Source organism: [Clostridium] scindens ATCC 35704 (genome assembly GCF_004295125.1).
Lineage (GTDB): Bacteria > Bacillota > Clostridia > Lachnospirales > Lachnospiraceae > Clostridium_AP > Clostridium_AP scindens.
This window is the reverse complement of the sequence record NZ_CP036170.1, coordinates 2,507,888-2,525,820: the sequence shown is the minus strand read 5'-3', so window position 1 is coordinate 2,525,820 and position 17,933 is coordinate 2,507,888. Positions and strand designations below refer to the sequence as shown.

Here is a 17,933-nt window from a genome sequence, read left to right as displayed (position 1 = left end):
TACACATATTCGCTCTGAATGCGAATATTATCAAGTTATTTCGGAGCATAATCTACACAATTATTTTCCAAGAAACTGTGTATTTTATCCTATATTTTCTCCGGAAAATATGAGTGCCCGATCAATCTTCCTTTCTTCCAATATCGAATTCTCAGATTTCCTTCTTCTGTTTTCAGAATCGCCGCATATGGATTAAGTTGTATTCTTAGAATAGATGGGCATTCCTGTTGCACATCTTCCAGAACTTCCTTCAAATCAATCATTTCACCACCACAATAACGAGAATACCAATATCCAAGGATATCTGGAGCAAAACTATTTTCGAATTTTTCAGCCGCATCTTCCCAGATGCCTTTTAACATCTCTCGTTTCATAATCCCCTCCTGGTCCGATGAATAATGGCGAGGATTTCATCCTGTTCTGCCTGATCAACATCGATACTTTCCAGTGCCTCCCTGGTGCCGCAGTCCGGACAGATCAGCGTTTCGTTATCCATTCTGGAAAGTGCTGGAACATCATGGTATGGTTTTCCGCACCGCGGGCATATCTTAATCCTGGTGATATTATTTTCTTTCATGGCTCATCCTCCTGCTGGTTTTTATGGCATCAAGTAAATACGTTTCATCAAATCCAAAACTCCGGTAACCTTCCAGGCAGGTGGCCGTATAAAATCGGCTTGGCACACCAAAGGGTCGGTTCTCATGCATGATGTACACAAAGGTGTCTCTCAGCCGTATTCTACCGCTCCGGATTCCTTTAATGGGCAGCTTCATTTCCGCCTTGTAATAAAATGTGGGGAAACCCTCATATCGGTCAAGGGCCTGCTCATCCTCCGCAGTCACTTCCCAGGCTGCCACCGGAACCCGGCTGCCTTTTTTCGGCTCAATGGTCAGATAGGAGCCGGTGCGGCTGCCTTTAAAAAGCAGCTCATAATCTGGGATCTCAGAAGTCCCGATGAGCCTTGCAGAAGGGCAGCGCATCCGCATCTGTCGGATGTTTAAGTTGCTGCCATAAGCGATGTAGTATCTTTTTTTCATTCTGGTATCCATCCTTTCCGAAGGGGTTACCCTTCTACCACCTTAAGACCGCCGAAGCGGCCAGGGGAAAGGTGGCAGGAGGCTAACTCCTGCGGTTCCTTCAAACAGCGGCTCTGCCATTTCTAAAAGCGGTATCGCCAGCCAGTCTCTTGGTCAGGATCTCCCTTGCAGTTTTGAACTCGTCCCCGATAAATCCAAGCCGGAGGAGCCAAGTCCTCATGGCATACTTTGGATTCTCATTCTGCTGAGGTTTGGGACTTGCGGTTTTTACCGTCTTCGCCATCTGGCTGAGAGCCAGGCAAAGCTGGATGTAACTCTTAAGCTGTCCGGCATGAAGCCCGCCCCGGCGTTCTGCAGTAGGCGCATCAAATTGGAAAAGCCGGAATTCAATGGTCCCTTTTGTGAAAGTCGCATGATAGTTGAGCATATGGTAGCGGCTGCCGTTATAATGGTGGTTTCTCCCGTAATCCTCCCCGTGGGAAGTGTACCAGATGTCTGCCAGTGCTGACATGGTCTTCGGCTTCTTCCGGTTCAGGGTTTCCAAAAATCGGGGATCAACCGTCCGGCAGTATCGTCTCATCCGTCCCCGGTCGAGGTTCAGCGCGTCTGCGATCAGGCTCTCATGGCTTGCCATAATATTCGCAAGGTTGCGGAGTGTCTGCGGCGTATGGCCTTTGGCTCCGATGTGGATGTGGACTCCACAGCCCCTGGAGGCATCGCTCTTTGCGCCTGCGTGCCGAAGCTGCCGGATCAGTTCCTGCAGAGATTCCATATCCGCATAAGTCAAGATCGGGGTAACCAGTTCGCACTCCTCACTTTCCGGTCCTTCAATACTGACGTCTTTTTGAAACTTCCATTCACGGTTCTGTGCGTCCCAGGCCGACCAGGTGCAGTATCCGTTGCGCCGTGCTGTGTTTTCATACCTGCCGGTTCCGAAAAATCTGGCTGCTATCTTTGCCGCTTTTTCCCTTGTAATGTTGTTCATCTCTACCTCAACCCCGATGGTCTGTTTTTTCATTTCCTCAATCTGCCTTGCGATTTTCTCATTCATGGTGTAATCCTCCGTTTTCGTTTTGTTTGTTTTCCCTTTCGGTGTACACATATTCGCTCTAAAAGAGGATAATAGCAAGTCAATTTGAAGGCATATATTACACAAGGATCTGGGGTAGAAATTGTGTAATTTATGCCGCCCTGTCCTTATAAATCCACAAAAATTTACCCATCGGACATACGCTCAAAGTTACAGTTTTCGGCATTCATTCTCCCCGTAAACTACATGGAGACCGCAGCCGTTATCCCATCGGACCATAATGGAGGCCGTATCGTCCACCCCTGCCACTGTCCCTCTTGTTCCGGTGGGTGGCGCTTGTGGATCATCCATCCGGATCAATTCCACCCGTGTTCCTGTGGGGTATTCTCTACGGACACGCTCCACAATTTCTCTACTCGGAAATTTCATTTCTATCATCCTCCATCTCATGATTGACTTGTTGGATTAATATCTCGTCCAGTAAAGCCTCCGTCAGATCGGGGGGCTCATCGGCAGCTACATACATAGCGGATGGTATCGGTTCTGGCTGAAGAACGTCTACCTTGGTTTTAAATGCCGAATTTCCAGAAAGGTTTTTCAAAAGGATTTTTCTCTCCATCTTGTACTCAGCCCCAATAAATCCAAGCCGCAGAAGAAAACACCGGAAAGCGTATTTCTCATTATCCACTGGCTTCTCGGTTGCTGTTACTCGCTTTGCATTCTTGCTCATCTCGCAGAGAGCAGAAATGAAGTGGGTGTAGGCGGATGCGGAGTCTGCATCCACCTGAGAAAACCAGGGGAATACCACCCGGTCATCCAGCACCTCGATGCGAAGGTCAGTGATACCCAGGGCTTTCCGTATCAAATTCCCTTTGGCATCCAGCAGCTTGGTGAGGTTTCCCACCGCCACTTTGTCGAGCGGAATTTCCACGGTAAGCCCCACGTTTTCCTCCTGCGGCTCAGTTCCGCTTTCTTCGGATAATTCCGCCGCCCTTGCGTCAAGCCAAGTCTGCGCCATTTCTGGTGCTGCTGCAGCAATTCCGTAATTGGCCAGCCGCTCCAGAAGATTTTCCAGTATTGCATCATCAAGAGTGTCGTCAAATTCCAAAGTGCCATCCTTCGTTACTGTGAAATCTCCAACCTCATAGGCTGCGCTCGGCATTCCTTTGTACTTTGGTCTGGTCTCCAAAATCTCACCCAAAGCCGTTACCAATGCTTTTCTTTCTACTCCGGTTCTGTGAAATTCAATTCGCATATCCATGTACCTCCTTTATTTTCGGTACTACATTAATTACTCTGAACGGAAGAAATAGCAAGCAAATCCACAGCAAAATATGTCACAACATATCGTCTGGAAATTGTAAGTAGTACACAATACCTAAATTACGGTGTATTTCTGTGGGAGATGCCGAACTTCCTACTATGGATATATAGCATCCATCACACCTCCACTTCCTTCACCAGTGCGGAGTAGGGAATCTGCTCATCCCCACGGATCACATATACATTCTCTTTATCCCCGGTATCTTCCACATACCGGCGCAGAATAACGGAAGCGTACTTTTCATCCAGTTCCATCATATGGCAGATCCTGTTTAACTGCTCACAGGCCATCAGCGTAGAGCCGCTGCCACCAAAGGTATCCAGAATGATAGCGTTTTCCTGGGAGGAATTACAGATAGGATACCCCAGCAGATCCAGCGGTTTGGAAGTTGGATGGTTCTTGTTCCGCTTCGGTTTGTCATAGTTCCAGATGGTGGTCTGCCTGCGGTCGGAGTACCAGGAGTGTTTGCCGCCTTTCTTCCATCCAAAAAGAACAGGCTCATGCTGCCACTGGTAATCGCTGCGGCCAAGCACAAGGCTGTTCTTTACCCAAATGCACACACCCGCCAGGTGAAACCCGGCGTCAATGAACGCCTTCCTGAAGTTTAGTCCTTCCGTATCCGCATGGAACACATAAGCGGAGCCGCCGTTCTCCAAATGCTCTGCCATGCACTGAAATGCAGTTAGAAGGAAGGTGTAAAATTCCTCGTCCTTCATACTGTCGTTCTGGATGGTCAGACCATCAGAACTCTTGAAGGAAACACCATAGGGAGGATCGGTCACGATCAGGTTGGCTTTTTTCCCGTCCATCAGTCTTTCCACATCCTCCGTCCGGGTAGCGTCTCCACACAGCAGCCGGTGCCTGCCCACGATCCACAGATCGCCCCGCTCTACAAAAGACGCCTTCTCCAATGCAGCAGAAAGGTCAAAATCATCATCCTTTGCCGCCTTGTCACCTTCTGTGGCAAACAGATCCGCAAGTTCTTGCTCCTCAAAGCCTGTCAGTGACACATCAAAATCCTCACCCTGCAAAGACTCAATCTCAATCCGCAGCAGTTCCTCGTCCCATCCGGCATCTAATGCCATACGGTTGTCCGCCAGGATATAGGCTTTCTTCTGTGCCTCAGTAAGATAATCCACAAACACACAAGGAACTTCCATAATGCCTTCTTCCTTCGCCGCCAGTACCCGGCCGTGTCCGGCAATGATGTTATAGTCCCGATCAATGATGACAGGATTGATAAACCCAAACTCCCGCAGAGACGAGCGTAGCTTGGTAAGTTGCTCCGACGAATGTGTCCGGGCATTGTTGATATAGGGCACCAGCTTTCCCAGTTGGACAAGCTGCATCTCCGTTGTTGTCTTTCCCATCAGCCACACCTCCGTTTCAATACCTTCTGGAGCCCTTTTCTGGCATTCATCACATCACCTTTCAACGCCTGGCCACGGATGGTGCGATACTGCTGACGGGTCAGATTCTTTTTATTGAATTTCAGCGTATCCAAAAACTGTGTTAGTTCTGTTTTCATCTACATTCCTTTCCGCGTCCTTAACAGCCGCTCCATCACATCATCCTGCGGGGTATTGCCACTAAACTCCACCGAGCAGTTTTCCTTGACAATCTGGTAAATCTGGTACCAGATCTGGTTGACCTGTTTCATATACGTCTGGCTCATGGAAACATAAGGGGATGCAATCGCATTTCCTGTGGTGGGATGCTTTGCCAGGAAACCATACTCAGAAATACATTCCTCGCACTGTATCCATCGGCTCACCGACATGGCGTACTGCTCCACAAGCTGGGAATTGACCAGCCTGTCACAGCCACGCTCCTTCAGCCATTTCCACGTTTCCTCATACACCTCCGCCGCACAGAGGTCCTTGCCGTTTTTCTGTCTCGCTTTCAGATATTCTTTGATGGGCGGTACATCCGCACCCTCAAATGCAGGCGGCTCCGGCAGCTCCATGACCATGACGGATGTACCTTTGCTGATCTTATCCGCCAGTGCCTTGGGTTTTCTGCCAGAGCCGACCCGCGCACCGCCCCTGTTCGTACCGTCTTTCGCCATGGTTTCCTCACCTCAATTCACGAAAGGGGTTAATACACCGTTTGATTTTCTATTTTTGCGCGTTTGACCCCGCGCCCGTTCCCCGGCCGCTCTGCCGTAGAGATTTTGACCGCCCCTGGCTTGACTAAATTTGCGACAAACGCTATACTAAATCTGTAAATTTTGTACCAAATATGCAAGGACTTATTGCCTTAATGCTTTATGCATTTGGAGTTCCAGTTGACATACTCACTCTATCATTGATGTTAGAACAGATTTATATAGCAATGAGAGGGGGACACAAAATGTCTAAAAACAGTTTACGTGCGGGTATAGTGTGCGCTTGCGGAGTGGCCGAGGCTGTCTCCTTAAAGGCAATAGTTCGAGGCGCGCATGGAGGTTCGAATCCTCCGCACTCCGTCTATCCTGGATCACTTTTTAGTGGTCCTTTTTTTATTCCATCGTTCACCCCGTTTTGCATGAATTCTGGCATGGCACTCTTTGCACAGGGAAAGCAGATTATTTTCCTCATGTGTCCCACCCTCTGCCAGAGGCTTGATGTGATGCACCTGCTCCGCCTTGACGAGCCTGCCGTCCCGTTGGCACTGCTCACAAAGCGGGTGTGCATTCATGTACCGGTCACGGATGCGTTTCCATGCTCGTCCGTACCTGCGCTTGGCTGCTGGGTCCCGGCCGTACTTTTCGTAACGCTGGTTCTCCAGCTTTTGATGTTCCTCACAGAACCTGCCATCCGTCAGCTTGGGACAGCCGGGGTAGGAACACGGCCGCTTTGGTTTCCTTGGCATCGGCTCACCTCCTCCAGGCATAAAGAAAGCCCCACAGGATTTCTCCCATGAGGCTGGATGTCTTTATGCAGTTTTCGATGTTACTATCGTACCATGTCCAAATGGAAAATTCATCTCACAAAGTGGACATCAAGTTTTTCCAAACAGGAGGATGGTCAGACGCTCCAGCGCCCGGTTCTTCCTGCGGTATGCGGAAGCCCGTTCAATCTGGAAATAGTCTGCCACATCGTCAGCGGCATTACTTCCGTACTGGTTGTCCTCACCATAGAACGCTTCCAGCACATACCGCTCATCCTCCGTCAGTTCTTCCCAGGCTGGAACGAACCACGCCATGTATTCTACTGCCTGCCGGTATCGCTCCCTCAAAACATCAATCTCCTCAATGCCCTTGACGATCCTCTCCTCTGAAGCCTGCGGATTATGGCTGTGAGGCATCCCGTCAAGCTGCGGGCTGCTGATGCCTTCCATTTTCTCATAGGCGTTTTTGATTTCGTCATCCGTGTGGCCGATAATAAATTTCATGCTGCCGTAATCCTTCAATGCGTCCACAGCAGCCGACCGTTTATCAAGATACTTCCAGATAATGCTCATACCCGGCACCTCCAATCAAAGATTTTTTATTTCCCCCGGATTTTCACAGATTGTCTTTGATTGGCTCTTGTTTTCATGGCTTGGCTCAGATTTTCAAATCCGCTTTTACAGCTTCGATCAACGCAGCCTGTGTGGTGTCCTTTTCCGACAGGGCTTTCATGATCCGCTCGTCAATCGTGCCTTTCGTGATGATATGCTGGACCACCACGGTATCGGACTGCTGCCCCTGCCGCCAGAGGCGGGCGTTAGTCTGCTGGTAAAGTTCCAGGGACCAGGTCAGTCCAAACCACACAAGGGTGGAGCCTCCGCTTTGAAGGTTCAGCCCGTGTCCCGCCGATGCCGGGTGGATCAAGGCCACCGGAAGTTCCCCGGCGTTCCATCTGTGGATACTTTCTGAAGAATCCAGCCTGGAAAACGGGATCTTCAGCTTATGGAGCCGCCCCGCGATCCGTTCCAGATCGTGCCGGAACCAGTAAGCCACCAGGAGCGGCTTTCCTCCCATGCTTTCGATGATATCCTCCAGGGCATCCAGCTTCCGGTCATGGATGGCGATGGTCTCTCCGTCATCCGTGTACACCGCGCCGTTCGCCATCTGGGAGAGTTTCCCGGAAAGGGCCGCAGCATTGGCGGCGGTGATTTCCCCGTCTGGGAGCTGCAGCAGCAGATCCCGCTTGAAGGAAACATACCGTTGCACTTCCTCCTCAGAGAGATACACCTCATAGCCAGAGGAAACGAACTGTGGCATCTGCAGGTAATCTGTGGATTTCATGGAAATCGTGATGTCAGAGATCAGCCAGTAGATCTGTTCCTCCGCCCCTGGAAGGGGCTTGTAGGAAAACACCACCTGCCCATTGCGTTTGTCCGGCAGGAAAAACCGAGTGCGGTACTGGCCGATGGACCTCCCCAGCCGCTGTCCCATATCCAGCAACTTGAACTCAGCCCACAGGTCCATCAGCCCGTTGCTGCTGGGCGTCCCGGTCAGTCCCACGATCCGTCCCACCTTCGGCCGTACCTTCATCATGGCACGGAACCGCTTGGACTGGTGATTCTTGAAAGAAGATAACTCATCGACCACCACCATGTCGTAATCAAAGGGGATGCCGCTTGTCTCTACCAGCCACTGCACGTTCTCCCGGTTGATGATGTAAATGTCTGCCTGCCGTCTCAGCGCCGCCAGCCGTTCCGCCTCTGTTCCCACAGCCACGGAATAGATCAGGTTACTCAGGTGGTCCCATTTCTCAATCTCTGCCGGCCAGGTATCCCGTGCCACACGGAGAGGCGCAATCACGATGGCTTTGTGAATCTCAAAGCGGTCGAACAGCAGATCGTTCAAAGCGGTCAGGGTAATGCTCGTCTTGCCAAGCCCCATCGACAAAAGCACCGCCGCAATGGGGTGTGTTTCAATATACCCCGTGGCATATTTCTGATACTCATGTGGTTCGTACTTCATTTTGCTTCACCTCCCATCTCTGCCATAATTTTTTCTATCTGCTCCGGGCTGTCAATGACATACACCCGGAAGCCGAGACGCGCCAATAATTTATGCCTTGCCTCCTGGAGTGGCCTTGGCCTGCATCCAGGCGCTTTCAATTCTGCAAAAGCCATTCTGCCATGAGGCAGGAGCAACAGTCTGTCCGGCATCCCGGCAAAGCCCGGAGAGGTAAACTTCGGACAGATACCGCCGCGTTTCCTTACCTCCCGCACCAGCTTCTGCTCAATCTGTTTCTCACGCATTCCGTATTCCTTTCTGGACAAAAGGATGGACAACAACCTGTTTTTTTCTATACGCGCGTATATACGCATATACATACGCCCATTCCTATATTTTCTTTTCTTCTTCTTTTATAGGTTTTGTCTTGTCCTCTTGTCCGAGAATTGCTGTTTCCCTTTGATATACCGCCGCTTCTTTACAGGACGGGCGGCAGGACACTTATTTGGACGGCTACCGCCTGTCCGTATGGCGTGTCAGGACAGGTTCCGCTTGTACCCCCGCTGTCGTCCGTAGATGGGATATGTTGTCCGTTCTGCCTTATCCCATCCCTCGATTTTCCGCATGATGGCAGCAATGGCATAGGAATCCGCTGGTTTCATGGCAGACGCTTCCTTACCAAAGCACTCGCACCAGATCTCCATGTTGCAGACGTATGACCGCTGCGCCGTACCGTCTTTTTTACTAACACCAAAGTCCGAATCACTGAGATAGCTCCGCCTTTCATAGAGCGACATCTCCGTCCATTTTTCCGGGAGCAGGGTGTCCAGGTATTCCCGCACCAGACCTTCCCGTTCATCCATTTCCAGAGCGTCCGCCTGTTCCGCTACGGCGATCTCTGCGTCCGCACCTTCCAGATAGAGCTTTTCCCCCTTCTGGTAAAGCACAAGCGACTCCGCCCAGATCTGGGCTACATCTTCATAGGTAAGCTGCCAAGGTTTCTTTTGGGAATGGCCAAACACACGCACCGGCCAGAAGCGGCGATTGCCCGTGATGTCCCGCAGGAAGCCCGTCTCCGCATTCGTGGTCCCGACAATGATGCACTGCCTTGGATGGCTTTCCACGTTGACACCATAAGAAGCACGGTATTTATCATCCACCCGGCTGATAAAGGATTTATCGGTTTCAATGTCGGCTTTTCTCATGCCTGCCAGTTCACCCAGCTCCAGAATCCAGTACCCCTGCAGTTTCTCTGGGCCGGATTTGTCCTTCATATCCGTCAGTGTCAGACTGTCGGAGAACCATTCCCCGGCCAGTTTCGCATAAAAAGTAGATTTTCCGATCCCCTGTGGGCCGTTTAAGATCGGGACGCTGTCAAACTTCGTCCCCGGCTGGTAGACTCTTGCGATAGCCGCCACCAGTGATTTCCGGCTGACCGCTCTTGTATAGCTGTTGTCCGCAGCTCCAAAATAATCCACCAGCAGTGTATCCACGCGGGGAATACTATCCCATTCCGGAAGACTCTCCAGATACTCCCGGATAGGATGGTAGGCCCGTTCTGCCGCTACCGCCACCACGGCGTCCTTTGTCTTGGTCGGAGAGTAAATTCCATAGTTTTTGGAGAGATACACCTTGAGAGATGCAGCATCAGAATCACTCCAGCCGCCCTTGATCTGCTCCCATGGCAGCCCCTCCCGCGCATCGATGCCGTCCCGGTGGCAATTAAAAGCAATACTTTTCAGCCCTTCATCATTGCGGATGATCAGGACGATATTGTCCAGCGTATCTTTGATGTTCCCTTTTCGGTCAAGTTCCAGCCCCTTTCTCCAGTCATCCTCCTCTGCGAATTCATCACCGGCCTGCCGGTGCCGCTCCTCCAGCGCTTCCAGCTTCACGCTGTCCACCGAGAGAGCGAAATCACACATCTGCCGGAAGGACTCTTTTTCATCCACATCGCCAAACTTATGGATACGGACAAGATCAAAGGCATTGCACAATTTCAAATAGGCGGGATCTTTCGCATGGTGACTGTAAGCAAATTTCCCACCTTCCTTAACTTCCACACCGGCCATGCTGCTGGACTCGATCAGATGATAACGGTCTCCCTTATCCGTAGGCTCATACACATCCCGCAGGAAGGTGTCGATGGCAAGATTGATAGGGAAGAACACCCGGTTGAACAGCCCAACCACGCCTTCTTTTTCCAGTGGGTCCTGCACCTTCTGTATGCTGATGGAATTCGCCCGGCTCTCTCTGGAAGAAGTGGGCAGCCTTGTAGGGTCCCGCCATTCCGGGTGAGCTGACAGGATTTCATCCGGGTCAAGCCACGCCCCATCCGTCTCCTTGTAGACAAATTCCCCATTGGCCGGTGTACTCGGCCAGTACATGAGCTGATTCGGCTGGTAGGAGCATTCATCAAAATAGTCCATACCCAGTGACTGCGCCAGATACCTCGCCACCGCCACATACTCTTCCGGGGTCACATCTCTTGCCAGCGGGAAGACCAGACGCACCCTCGGCGTATCCGGCGTATGGCTGTGGGTGCTGTAGAGGGCCGAGGCATAGGATACCTTCTTTTCATAATCTTCCAGAAATTCCGGCTCGATGCGGTCGCCGTCCAGTGCTACCATGGAGCGGGATACCACCGTGTCAACTTTTCTCCTTCCGCCTTTCAGCACACCCGCAACAAAACCGCCATGATCCTTTGCAGCATCCTTCTTTGATTTTGGGAAGCGGGCATATTCTTCCACAGATTCCGTTGTGCGGACCGTCACCTTCAAACGCTCTGTCAAGGTGGTAAAGCTGGTTTTCTTATTGGTCCACTGCTTTGCGCTGCGGCTGTTCCCGTATGCAATGTCTAATTCACGCATGGCGTCTCCTCCAATTCCTCCGTAAAATACCGCACTGGTATGTTTTTCTTTTCCGCTTTCTCAATCTCTGCCCGCATTCCCGATGATATGACGCTGCCGAACACCCACACCTGTTCGCATTTCGTGAGCAGCACCATTCCCATGAAAAGAACAAGTTCCCGCTCTGCCGGGATGCCGTCATCCATAAACTGTGGAAAAAGCAAATGAGGAGCCAGCGGGATACAGGTATTCCGTACCGCAAAGCGGCTGTATAGCCTTGCCATGTTCACATTCCGTTCTACATCACCAGCGTAGGGAGAGCATATATAGACCAGCGGCCGGTATACACGCCTTGCTGCTTTTTCCTCTTTCTCAATATTGGAAAGAGCCTCGTATGTGGTTGGATCGTAATAACCCTCGCTGTTATATTTGTTAATACCCATAGGCTACACCTCCTTCTAATCCTTCTGATAAAACTCGCATTCGTATCCGTCTGCTCGGAGCTTCAGCCCTTTCGCCCAGGGCGGCGTCCTTCCCATCTGTTCGCACACCGCCGCAACCGACATCCGCCGGTCGGCCTCAATGATAATCTCGTCATGCACATGGGCGACAATGGAGCAGTTTTTTAAGGTCTGCATGGCATAGCAGAGAATATCGCGGGCGGTACCCTGGACGATGTTCTCTACAAACTTGGGGCCGTAGCTCTCCAGGCGTTCCCATTTCTTCGTACCGCTCACGCCCATGTAAGTCACCGACTCCCCACCAAACTGGTTCTCGCCGATCCTTGGTTTCACATAGGCGAGCCGCCGGCCGGAAGGAAGGTTGATAAAGAGCATGGCGCTCCGGTAATCAAAGCGGAGCCCGTGTGTCTCCGTGGGGATTCTCTGTCTGATACAGTCCTTTACTGCCCGGTCTACATCCCACCAGAACTGCGTGATCATGGGATTGGAACCGCGCCACGCATCTACCAGGGGCTGTAATTCCTCCTCGGCAAGCCCCATCTCCAGCGCACCCATAGATTTCAACGCACCCACCGACCCGCCATAGCCCAGGGCCAGCTCAGCAATTTTCCCTTTCTGCCGGAGATGCCCGTTGACGCCATGCTTCTCTACCGGCACATGGAACATCTGACTTGCGGAGGCGCAGTAAATATCGCCGCCATCCTCAAAAACTTTGAGCCGCCACCGCTCCCCGGCAAACCAGGCGATCACCCTGGCCTCAATAGCGGAGAAGTCTGCTACAATGAACTTCCTGCCATCCTGCGGCACATATGCCGTGCGGATAAGCTGGGAGAGGGTATCCGGGATGTCTTCATAAAGCACAGAAAGCGCTTCATAGTTACCGCTTCGCACCAAAGCTCTCGCTTCAGCCAAATCGCCCATATGATTCTGTGGCAGGTTTTGAAGCTGGATGAGACGGCCGGAGAACCGGCCTGTCCGATTGGCTCCGTAAAACTGAAACATTCCATGGGCCCGGCTGTCTGCGCAGACTGCGTTCTCCATCGCCGTGTATTTCTTTACGCTGCTCTTGGCGAGCTGCTGCCGGAGTGATAGGACCTCCCGCAGCGGCTCCGGGGCCGTCTTAACCAGCTCCGCCACCGCTTTCTTTCCCAGGGTGTCCGTTTCCAGCCCGTGGTCTGCCAGCCACTGTTTCATCTGCTGTGCGGAATTCGGGTTTTCCAGTTCCGTCAGCTCCCGCATAGCGGCGGTCAGCCGCTCACGGGAACGGGTATCTATTGCAATGGCCTGACGGACCAGTTCCATATCCACTCCAATGCCCCGGTCATTGATCTCCTGGTCGAGATGGTATTCTTCCCAGATGGCATCCGGCACCGGAAAGTTGGAGAGCCGTTTTTGTATTTGCATCTCCGTCTCCACATCCCGGAGGTTATATGCCTTGAACCGTTCCCATTTCTCTGGGGCATGCTCCGGCCGGTTCCGTGTCCTACCGCCGTTTGCTTTGGTCGGTCTGCAGGGGACGCAAAAGTAACGGATCAGATCCTTGCCCTCCGTCAGCTTCTGTTTCTCCAACCCCAGAGCCGCTCCAGCACTTTCCAGAGAGAGGGGAAGCCCCAGTGTGGCAGACCACACCATCGTACAGTACCAGCCTTCCGGCTCCAGCCATTCCCCCAGGAAGTTTGACAGGCACACCCGCTCAAGCATGGCGTTAAACGTCCACTTGGTCACAGAGGTATCAGACAATGCAGAAATTGCCTCTTCCGGGATCTGTTCCCCACAGGCAAGATCGACCACATGCACATCCCCGCCGTCTGCGGCATAACCAAACAGCAGGACTTCAAAAGCAGGGGAAGAGGCATATTTATATACACCGCACTTGGACAAATCCACATCCGAGTACGTTTCAATATCGATAGACAATGTCCTCATTTTTATCATCTCCCTTCAACTGCCTTATGGGCGGCAGGAAAGATCCCCGCCGCCCTGTCGTAAGACTATCGTTCTGTCAGGAAAGGAAATCCTCATCCTCCTCTGCAAAATCATCCTCCGGGCGGGACTTTCCGCCTAACGGTTCTCCATCCCGGATCTTCTGTAGGTTATTCAGCCCACAGGCGATCCCTTTATTTCCATTGGAATTGAAGGCATAGAAGTTGATGCTCGCCCTACCATACACACCGCTGTAAACTTCGCTGCGTTCCAGGATCGGCTGCCGGTCTGCATCCACGATTCCCGGAGCCGTGGTGCTGTTAGCATTGACGAAATAGGCGTTTGCGTAGGCTTCATCATCCGGGCGTTCCACATCCCCGTCACGAAGCGGAGTTTTTAAAACAGAAAGCGCCGGAACACTCCGACCGTTGCCTTTCAGCTTAGCCTCGCCCTCTTTGTAGGCAGCTTCAATAGCGGCTTTGATCTTGTTGATGGTCACCGTATCCGACTTAGGGATGATCAGGCTGACACTGTATTTTGGAGTGCCGCCGTTGATAGCCTTTGGTTCCCACACATTGGCATAGGACCAGCGGGTATTCGGACCGGTGATCACTTTCATCGGGTTGTTGACTTTATTTGACATTCTGATTTCCTCCTCAATCTTTAAAATCATTCTGTGCCGTATTCATAGGCTGCCGCTTATCGGACAATGGCACAAGGACGGGTTTACCCTGGGGCTTTTCGATCAGGCCGCCCAGCAGCTCGTCAAACTTCTTTTTACCTAAGAGCCTATGCATCTCCGTAAGGCCCAGCACCTTTTTGGCATAGGGATCATATCCTGCCTGGGAAACGGCATCGGCCACTGCATCCTCGCTGATGTATCGGCGGTTGGAACGTCCCTCCACCACTTTATAGCCAGGATACTCTGTCCCACTGAGTGCCTGCCGGAGCGCGTATTCCTTCACATCCACAGCCCAGACAGTCAGTTCATCCGCCTTGTCCAGGATGGCGGCAATCTCCGCATCCTCCAATGTGTCCGGCATCTCAAAATCGTATTTCGCCAGTTCCAGGTTGTACTCCGCCCGCTTCCGGCAGACCGCCTTTGCCTTGCAGAACCGGCACCAGTCCCCGCAGGCAAACTCCCCGCTGCCCTCATAGGCCAATTTCGCTTTATAGGTCAAGTCGTTATAAGCCCACTGCAAAAGATCATCTTTTGCCATCATGCAGACACTCACGTTATCCCGGCGTGGCTGAAAGATGGTCATGCGGACGGTATCAATATCATAGATACCGTCAAACAGTTCCAGAGCGCCCAGGGCATACAGCATCATCTGGGGATTTTCTACGGCGGACACCTCCACACCTTTCCCGTGCTTATAATCCACAATATCGAGAGTGCCGTCTGCAATGATGACGCAGTCGCCGGTTCCGAAGCCGTCTTTGACGAAACGGGAAAAGTCCAGCCGCTGCTCGATCAGCATCACTGGATCTTTGCAGGTTTTCTTTGCTTCCTCCACCAGTTCCAGTACATAGGCCGCATAGTCCAAGGCGCACTGTTCCATTTCTTCGTTGTAGAAGGAAAGGTTCTCCGTTGGGTCTGCAGCATCCATGCCAAGCGCCTGTTTTAGCTTGTATTCACACAGGCTGTGGGCGTCCGTCCCTTCCTGGGCATATTCGCTGCCCGTATCCTCATACTTCTCGCAAAGCCTTGCGGATGGAGGGCAGTTCAGCCACCGGTGGCTGGAGGAAGCGGAAAGCAATGCGTGGCCCAGGCCAGCTTTTCTTGTGCCTGCGGCACAATTCACCTTCTGTTTTCCCATCACAGTACCTCCGCTTCCGCAAGGAGCGCCGGGTACTCTGCCGGGTCAATGTCCGATAGCTTATCCGCACCATGCTTGATCAGGAGCGCCTTTACTTCCGATGTATGGCCGGCACGGGACTTCTCCGCCAGGGCCGCCCGCACCTGTTCCAGGGTCAGCGGCTTTGTCTTTGGCTTCTCCACAGGCGGCTCCACTTTCTTTGCAGCATTTTTCTTTTCCGGTTTCTGAGCCAGTTTTTCCTCCGTGGTTTGATCCGGCTGTTCCTGCCCGTTCTGTGCTACAGCGTCTGCCACCGCCTGCAGGCTGTCTGCCAGGGAACGGAGATCGGATACCACATCCAAAAGAAGTTTTATCTTACTCATGTGCCAGCCCTCCTTCCGCTATCTCCCGGATCGAGAGTTCCTCCACAGAACTGCCCGGAACAATGACTGTCAGCCTGACCTTGTCACCCAGCAGGAAACGCATGAACCGCTCCCGCACAGAGACATTCCGCACACTGACTGCTCCGCTGTTCACAGGCTTCTTTGAAACACGGATCTGTAATGTGTGTTTCATCTCATCACCTCTGCTTTCTGAAGGACGGTATCGGGATGTCCTTCAACATACGGAGATTTGAAGGCTGTTTTGAGGGGGTGTCTCAGAAATATTTCAAAAACTTTTTTCTGGCCCATTCGATGGATTCTCGGATGGACTTGATGTCCTTACCCTCCCGGCGGGCGATCTCCCGGAGGGATACCCCTTCGGCCAGCATCAGCAGCCTGCGCCGCTGTACCTCTGAGAGCTGCTCGAACGCCTCTTTGATCCGCTGGTTTTCAAGCTGCAGAAAAAGTTCTGTCTCCGGAGTACTGCCGTCCGCATAATCCTCGCCTTCATATTCCGCTGCATCCAGGGAATAGCAATGGTACCGCTCCTTCCGATCCTGATTGCTTTCCTCCCGTCTGGAATCCAGGATTAAGTTTCCGATTTCCTCATTGACCTCTACGTCAGAGGTCTCACCATTTGCAAATGTGTAATTGATTTTCAATTTGCCGTTCTCCTTTCGGAGCCCGGCAGGCGGCACCTTAGCCGCTAAAATAAAAAAAGAGCCTGACAAGCAGCACAAAAGTGCCGCTTGCCAGGCTGAATGTCGTCTCCATCATCTTTCAGATGGTATCGTGAGGGTTTAACCGATAACTAAGGAATGAAATCTCCCCCTCGTGCATCATGCTCAAACAAACGAATGATCCTTGTCCCGATTTAGCTATCCGTTTCCCTATCCCATATACATTCCTTATGAGACTTGCCGTATTACCGTAGCGCCTCGGTCAGCTCCCTGCGTAAACATTTGGAGCGAATCAGATTTCCTCTATTCAGTTTTAATTACCCCGATTTCTGAACTGCAATGCCTGCACTTTATCACGAAATCGGGATTACAGTTCTTTGTCGGGGTAACCAACTGTGCTTTTGTATTTACAGATGCATCCAATAGCCTGTGTCCGCATTTTGGACATAGAATGGATCTCCTTTTCTTCTCTAGTCCATTAGCCTGTACCTCCTTCTTTCTTTGCATATCACATACACTCCTTTCTTGGCTGCTATCCGGCATTCAGGGGTAGGGAGTATATGAATCATCTTGATTCCTTTTATTTTACAAGTTCTGTCAGCCAGGGAGCTATCGGACTTGATATTACTCTGGCATTCAAATAAGCCATTTCCAGTGTCAGGCATGTATTACCCAAATAGTATCCTTCCATAACTGTCAGTGTCAGAGCAAGATCAGGCTTTTTCTCATTCGTCAGATATATCGGGAGAAGATACTGCATCTTTCCCTGATACCCTTGCGGCACTATAAGCCCCGGCTCAACTACTGTCTTTCTCCTGCCAAGTTCCACTGCCGTTTCAAATAAAAGTGGCAGATTCCTGGCTTTACGGATTTTCGCTGGAATACGCTCCAGATTATCTGTGTCTCCCAATATGTGTTCCACGTTGACCCTGATAGGCCAGTCTGGTTGAAAACCTGCGCCGTTCTGCGCCATATAGTAGGAGGGCATCTGCGGCAATGGCTGCACATATTTCAGAAACGGTGACAGTTCATCGCAGAATCCCCTGAAGTACCAATCTTTCATCGAAGTCTTTTTATGGTTCCGATCAAAGCAGGCATAAATCCCTTTGTATCGGGATGTGTATAATCCTGTATGAAAACAGGCACACTCATTTTCCACATGAAAATAACCTGCCGCTTTCCTGGCATCCCTTTCTGAATTAAAATCAATGCTCTGCTTTCGGAAAACAATATGTATGTACCGCTCCAGTATGGGGGTATCCTCATTTTTCGTCTTATAAATTGGCTTCTTGAACCGCCATGGCTCCGGTAGAGCCAGTTTCGACAACTCGTCCAATTGTCCGTACCAGTCCGGCACATAAGCAAAATCAAATAAATCCGTTTCTATCATTCTTATGTTCCTTTCATAACAATCTGTATTTTCCACCGTCCAATCTCTTCCAATGGCACTCTATCTCATGTATTCATATAACTGACTATTATTTCTATGGTCCTATTTCTTCCTCACTCCTTTCCCATGTCCCATACTCCCTGAAATACAAAATAGGGAAAAGGCGTTCCTGCAGACAACACTG

23 protein-coding genes are annotated in these 17,933 nt (G+C 51.3%); all 23 read right to left on the bottom strand.

Features of this window, described 5'->3' with window-relative positions; genetic code table 11:
- Positions 1-89 precede the first annotated feature (89 nt).
- The gene (locus HDCHBGLK_RS12995; RefSeq protein WP_004605778.1) at positions 90-374 is read right to left on the bottom strand and encodes a hypothetical protein; all 285 of its coding nucleotides are present in this window, start codon (positions 372-374) and stop codon (positions 90-92) included.
- On the bottom strand, positions 371-577 hold the full coding sequence (locus HDCHBGLK_RS12990) for a hypothetical protein (protein ID WP_004605779.1): 207 nt from the start codon (positions 575-577) through the stop codon (positions 371-373). Before HDCHBGLK_RS12990 ends, HDCHBGLK_RS12995 begins: the two co-directional genes overlap by 4 nt.
- Positions 564-1,037 (bottom strand): gamma-glutamylcyclotransferase family protein, encoded by a 474-nt coding sequence (locus HDCHBGLK_RS12985; protein WP_039909423.1) that lies wholly within the window; start codon positions 1,035-1,037, stop codon positions 564-566. Before HDCHBGLK_RS12985 ends, HDCHBGLK_RS12990 begins: the two co-directional genes overlap by 14 nt.
- Positions 1,038-1,137: 100 nt before the next feature.
- Positions 1,138-2,088, bottom strand: a complete 951-nt coding sequence (locus HDCHBGLK_RS12980) for an amidoligase family protein (protein ID WP_039909425.1) — start codon at positions 2,086-2,088, stop codon at positions 1,138-1,140.
- 189 nt (positions 2,089-2,277) lie between these two features.
- A complete protein-coding gene (locus HDCHBGLK_RS12975; RefSeq protein ID WP_039909426.1) occupies positions 2,278-2,496 on the bottom strand; it encodes a DUF4314 domain-containing protein in 219 nt (72 codons plus the stop codon).
- The gene (locus HDCHBGLK_RS12970; protein WP_174722016.1) at positions 2,480-3,322 is read right to left on the bottom strand and encodes a virulence protein; all 843 of its coding nucleotides are present in this window, start codon (positions 3,320-3,322) and stop codon (positions 2,480-2,482) included. The genes HDCHBGLK_RS12975 and HDCHBGLK_RS12970 overlap by 17 nt, the downstream gene beginning before the upstream one ends.
- Before the next feature lie 185 nt (positions 3,323-3,507).
- Complete coding sequence (locus HDCHBGLK_RS12965) at positions 3,508-4,761, bottom strand: site-specific DNA-methyltransferase (protein WP_004605784.1); 1,254 nt, start codon at positions 4,759-4,761, stop codon at positions 3,508-3,510.
- Positions 4,761-4,919, bottom strand: coding sequence for a hypothetical protein (locus HDCHBGLK_RS19030; RefSeq protein ID WP_004605785.1), 159 nt, complete (start codon positions 4,917-4,919; stop codon positions 4,761-4,763). The genes HDCHBGLK_RS12965 and HDCHBGLK_RS19030 overlap by 1 nt, the downstream gene beginning before the upstream one ends.
- Positions 4,920-5,459: a P27 family phage terminase small subunit gene (locus HDCHBGLK_RS12960; RefSeq protein WP_004605786.1), complete on the bottom strand. Its 540-nt coding sequence runs from the start codon at positions 5,457-5,459 to the stop codon at positions 4,920-4,922.
- A gap of 410 nt (positions 5,460-5,869) precedes the next feature.
- Complete coding sequence (locus tag HDCHBGLK_RS12955) at positions 5,870-6,244, bottom strand: HNH endonuclease (protein WP_004605787.1); 375 nt, start codon at positions 6,242-6,244, stop codon at positions 5,870-5,872.
- Between the two features lie 129 nt (positions 6,245-6,373).
- Positions 6,374-6,835, bottom strand: a complete 462-nt coding sequence (locus HDCHBGLK_RS12950; RefSeq protein ID WP_004605788.1) for a hypothetical protein — start codon at positions 6,833-6,835, stop codon at positions 6,374-6,376.
- Between the two features lie 85 nt (positions 6,836-6,920).
- A complete protein-coding gene (locus HDCHBGLK_RS12945) occupies positions 6,921-8,285 on the bottom strand; it encodes a DEAD/DEAH box helicase (RefSeq protein WP_004605789.1) in 1,365 nt (454 codons plus the stop codon).
- Entirely contained in the window at positions 8,282-8,569 is a 288-nt protein-coding gene (locus tag HDCHBGLK_RS12940) for a VRR-NUC domain-containing protein (RefSeq protein ID WP_039909436.1), read from the bottom strand. The genes HDCHBGLK_RS12945 and HDCHBGLK_RS12940 overlap by 4 nt, the downstream gene beginning before the upstream one ends.
- 231 nt (positions 8,570-8,800) lie before the next feature.
- Positions 8,801-11,134 carry a virulence-associated E family protein gene (locus HDCHBGLK_RS12935; protein WP_004605791.1) on the bottom strand — a complete coding sequence of 778 codons (2,334 nt, stop codon included), beginning with the start codon at positions 11,132-11,134 and terminating at the stop codon, positions 8,801-8,803.
- Positions 11,122-11,556 (bottom strand): DUF7768 domain-containing protein, encoded by a 435-nt coding sequence (locus tag HDCHBGLK_RS12930; protein WP_004605792.1) that lies wholly within the window; start codon positions 11,554-11,556, stop codon positions 11,122-11,124. Before HDCHBGLK_RS12930 ends, HDCHBGLK_RS12935 begins: the two co-directional genes overlap by 13 nt.
- A gap of 15 nt (positions 11,557-11,571) precedes the next feature.
- Positions 11,572-13,500 carry a DNA polymerase gene (locus HDCHBGLK_RS12925; protein WP_174722015.1) on the bottom strand — a complete coding sequence of 643 codons (1,929 nt, stop codon included), beginning with the start codon at positions 13,498-13,500 and terminating at the stop codon, positions 11,572-11,574.
- 76 nt (positions 13,501-13,576) lie between these two features.
- Positions 13,577-14,170 (bottom strand): DUF2815 family protein, encoded by a 594-nt coding sequence (locus tag HDCHBGLK_RS12920; RefSeq protein WP_004605794.1) that lies wholly within the window; start codon positions 14,168-14,170, stop codon positions 13,577-13,579.
- On the bottom strand, positions 14,154-15,317 hold the full coding sequence (locus tag HDCHBGLK_RS12915; protein ID WP_004605795.1) for a DUF2800 domain-containing protein: 1,164 nt from the start codon (positions 15,315-15,317) through the stop codon (positions 14,154-14,156). The genes HDCHBGLK_RS12920 and HDCHBGLK_RS12915 overlap by 17 nt, the downstream gene beginning before the upstream one ends.
- The gene (locus HDCHBGLK_RS12910; RefSeq protein WP_004605796.1) at positions 15,317-15,679 is read right to left on the bottom strand and encodes a hypothetical protein; all 363 of its coding nucleotides are present in this window, start codon (positions 15,677-15,679) and stop codon (positions 15,317-15,319) included. The genes HDCHBGLK_RS12915 and HDCHBGLK_RS12910 overlap by 1 nt, the downstream gene beginning before the upstream one ends.
- The gene (locus HDCHBGLK_RS12905; protein ID WP_004605798.1) at positions 15,672-15,872 is read right to left on the bottom strand and encodes a hypothetical protein; all 201 of its coding nucleotides are present in this window, start codon (positions 15,870-15,872) and stop codon (positions 15,672-15,674) included. Before HDCHBGLK_RS12905 ends, HDCHBGLK_RS12910 begins: the two co-directional genes overlap by 8 nt.
- 82 nt (positions 15,873-15,954) lie before the next feature.
- The gene (locus tag HDCHBGLK_RS12900; RefSeq protein WP_039909430.1) at positions 15,955-16,341 is read right to left on the bottom strand and encodes a sigma-70 family RNA polymerase sigma factor; all 387 of its coding nucleotides are present in this window, start codon (positions 16,339-16,341) and stop codon (positions 15,955-15,957) included.
- A gap of 321 nt (positions 16,342-16,662) precedes the next feature.
- Positions 16,663-16,866: a hypothetical protein gene (locus HDCHBGLK_RS12895; RefSeq protein WP_004605800.1), complete on the bottom strand. Its 204-nt coding sequence runs from the start codon at positions 16,864-16,866 to the stop codon at positions 16,663-16,665.
- A gap of 73 nt (positions 16,867-16,939) precedes the next feature.
- Positions 16,940-17,749 carry a DUF3825 domain-containing protein gene (locus HDCHBGLK_RS12890; RefSeq protein WP_004605801.1) on the bottom strand — a complete coding sequence of 270 codons (810 nt, stop codon included), beginning with the start codon at positions 17,747-17,749 and terminating at the stop codon, positions 16,940-16,942.
- Positions 17,750-17,933: the final 184 nt, after the last annotated feature.

What these genes read in the sequence shown, in the direction of transcription:
- HDCHBGLK_RS12905 (WP_004605798.1), bottom strand. Translation starts at nt 15,872, where the DNA reads ATGAAACACACATTACAGATCCGTGTTTCAAAGAAGCCTGTGAACAGC.
- HDCHBGLK_RS12895 (WP_004605800.1), bottom strand. Translation starts at nt 16,866, where the DNA reads ATGCAAAGAAAGAAGGAGGTACAGGCTAATGGACTAGAGAAGAAAAGG.
- HDCHBGLK_RS12960 (WP_004605786.1), bottom strand. Translation starts at nt 5,459, where the DNA reads ATGGCGAAAGACGGTACGAACAGGGGCGGTGCGCGGGTCGGCTCTGGC.
- HDCHBGLK_RS12890 (WP_004605801.1), bottom strand. Translation starts at nt 17,749, where the DNA reads ATGATAGAAACGGATTTATTTGATTTTGCTTATGTGCCGGACTGGTAC.
- HDCHBGLK_RS12915 (WP_004605795.1), bottom strand. Translation starts at nt 15,317, where the DNA reads ATGGGAAAACAGAAGGTGAATTGTGCCGCAGGCACAAGAAAAGCTGGC.
- HDCHBGLK_RS12965 (WP_004605784.1), bottom strand. Translation starts at nt 4,761, where the DNA reads ATGGGAAAGACAACAACGGAGATGCAGCTTGTCCAACTGGGAAAGCTG.
- HDCHBGLK_RS12945 (WP_004605789.1), bottom strand. Translation starts at nt 8,285, where the DNA reads ATGAAGTACGAACCACATGAGTATCAGAAATATGCCACGGGGTATATT.
- HDCHBGLK_RS12970 (WP_174722016.1), bottom strand. Translation starts at nt 3,322, where the DNA reads ATGCGAATTGAATTTCACAGAACCGGAGTAGAAAGAAAAGCATTGGTA.
- HDCHBGLK_RS12935 (WP_004605791.1), bottom strand. Translation starts at nt 11,134, where the DNA reads ATGCGTGAATTAGACATTGCATACGGGAACAGCCGCAGCGCAAAGCAG.
- HDCHBGLK_RS12920 (WP_004605794.1), bottom strand. Translation starts at nt 14,170, where the DNA reads ATGATTTTAAAGATTGAGGAGGAAATCAGAATGTCAAATAAAGTCAAC.
- HDCHBGLK_RS12955 (WP_004605787.1), bottom strand. Translation starts at nt 6,244, where the DNA reads ATGCCAAGGAAACCAAAGCGGCCGTGTTCCTACCCCGGCTGTCCCAAG.
- HDCHBGLK_RS19030 (WP_004605785.1), bottom strand. Translation starts at nt 4,919, where the DNA reads ATGAAAACAGAACTAACACAGTTTTTGGATACGCTGAAATTCAATAAA.
- HDCHBGLK_RS12925 (WP_174722015.1), bottom strand. Translation starts at nt 13,500, where the DNA reads ATGAGGACATTGTCTATCGATATTGAAACGTACTCGGATGTGGATTTG.
- HDCHBGLK_RS12910 (WP_004605796.1), bottom strand. Translation starts at nt 15,679, where the DNA reads ATGAGTAAGATAAAACTTCTTTTGGATGTGGTATCCGATCTCCGTTCC.
- HDCHBGLK_RS12950 (WP_004605788.1), bottom strand. Translation starts at nt 6,835, where the DNA reads ATGAGCATTATCTGGAAGTATCTTGATAAACGGTCGGCTGCTGTGGAC.
- HDCHBGLK_RS12995 (WP_004605778.1), bottom strand. Translation starts at nt 374, where the DNA reads ATGAAACGAGAGATGTTAAAAGGCATCTGGGAAGATGCGGCTGAAAAA.
- HDCHBGLK_RS12940 (WP_039909436.1), bottom strand. Translation starts at nt 8,569, where the DNA reads ATGCGTGAGAAACAGATTGAGCAGAAGCTGGTGCGGGAGGTAAGGAAA.
- HDCHBGLK_RS12990 (WP_004605779.1), bottom strand. Translation starts at nt 577, where the DNA reads ATGAAAGAAAATAATATCACCAGGATTAAGATATGCCCGCGGTGCGGA.
- HDCHBGLK_RS12985 (WP_039909423.1), bottom strand. Translation starts at nt 1,037, where the DNA reads ATGAAAAAAAGATACTACATCGCTTATGGCAGCAACTTAAACATCCGA.
- HDCHBGLK_RS12975 (WP_039909426.1), bottom strand. Translation starts at nt 2,496, where the DNA reads ATGAAATTTCCGAGTAGAGAAATTGTGGAGCGTGTCCGTAGAGAATAC.
- HDCHBGLK_RS12930 (WP_004605792.1), bottom strand. Translation starts at nt 11,556, where the DNA reads ATGGGTATTAACAAATATAACAGCGAGGGTTATTACGATCCAACCACA.
- HDCHBGLK_RS12980 (WP_039909425.1), bottom strand. Translation starts at nt 2,088, where the DNA reads ATGAATGAGAAAATCGCAAGGCAGATTGAGGAAATGAAAAAACAGACC.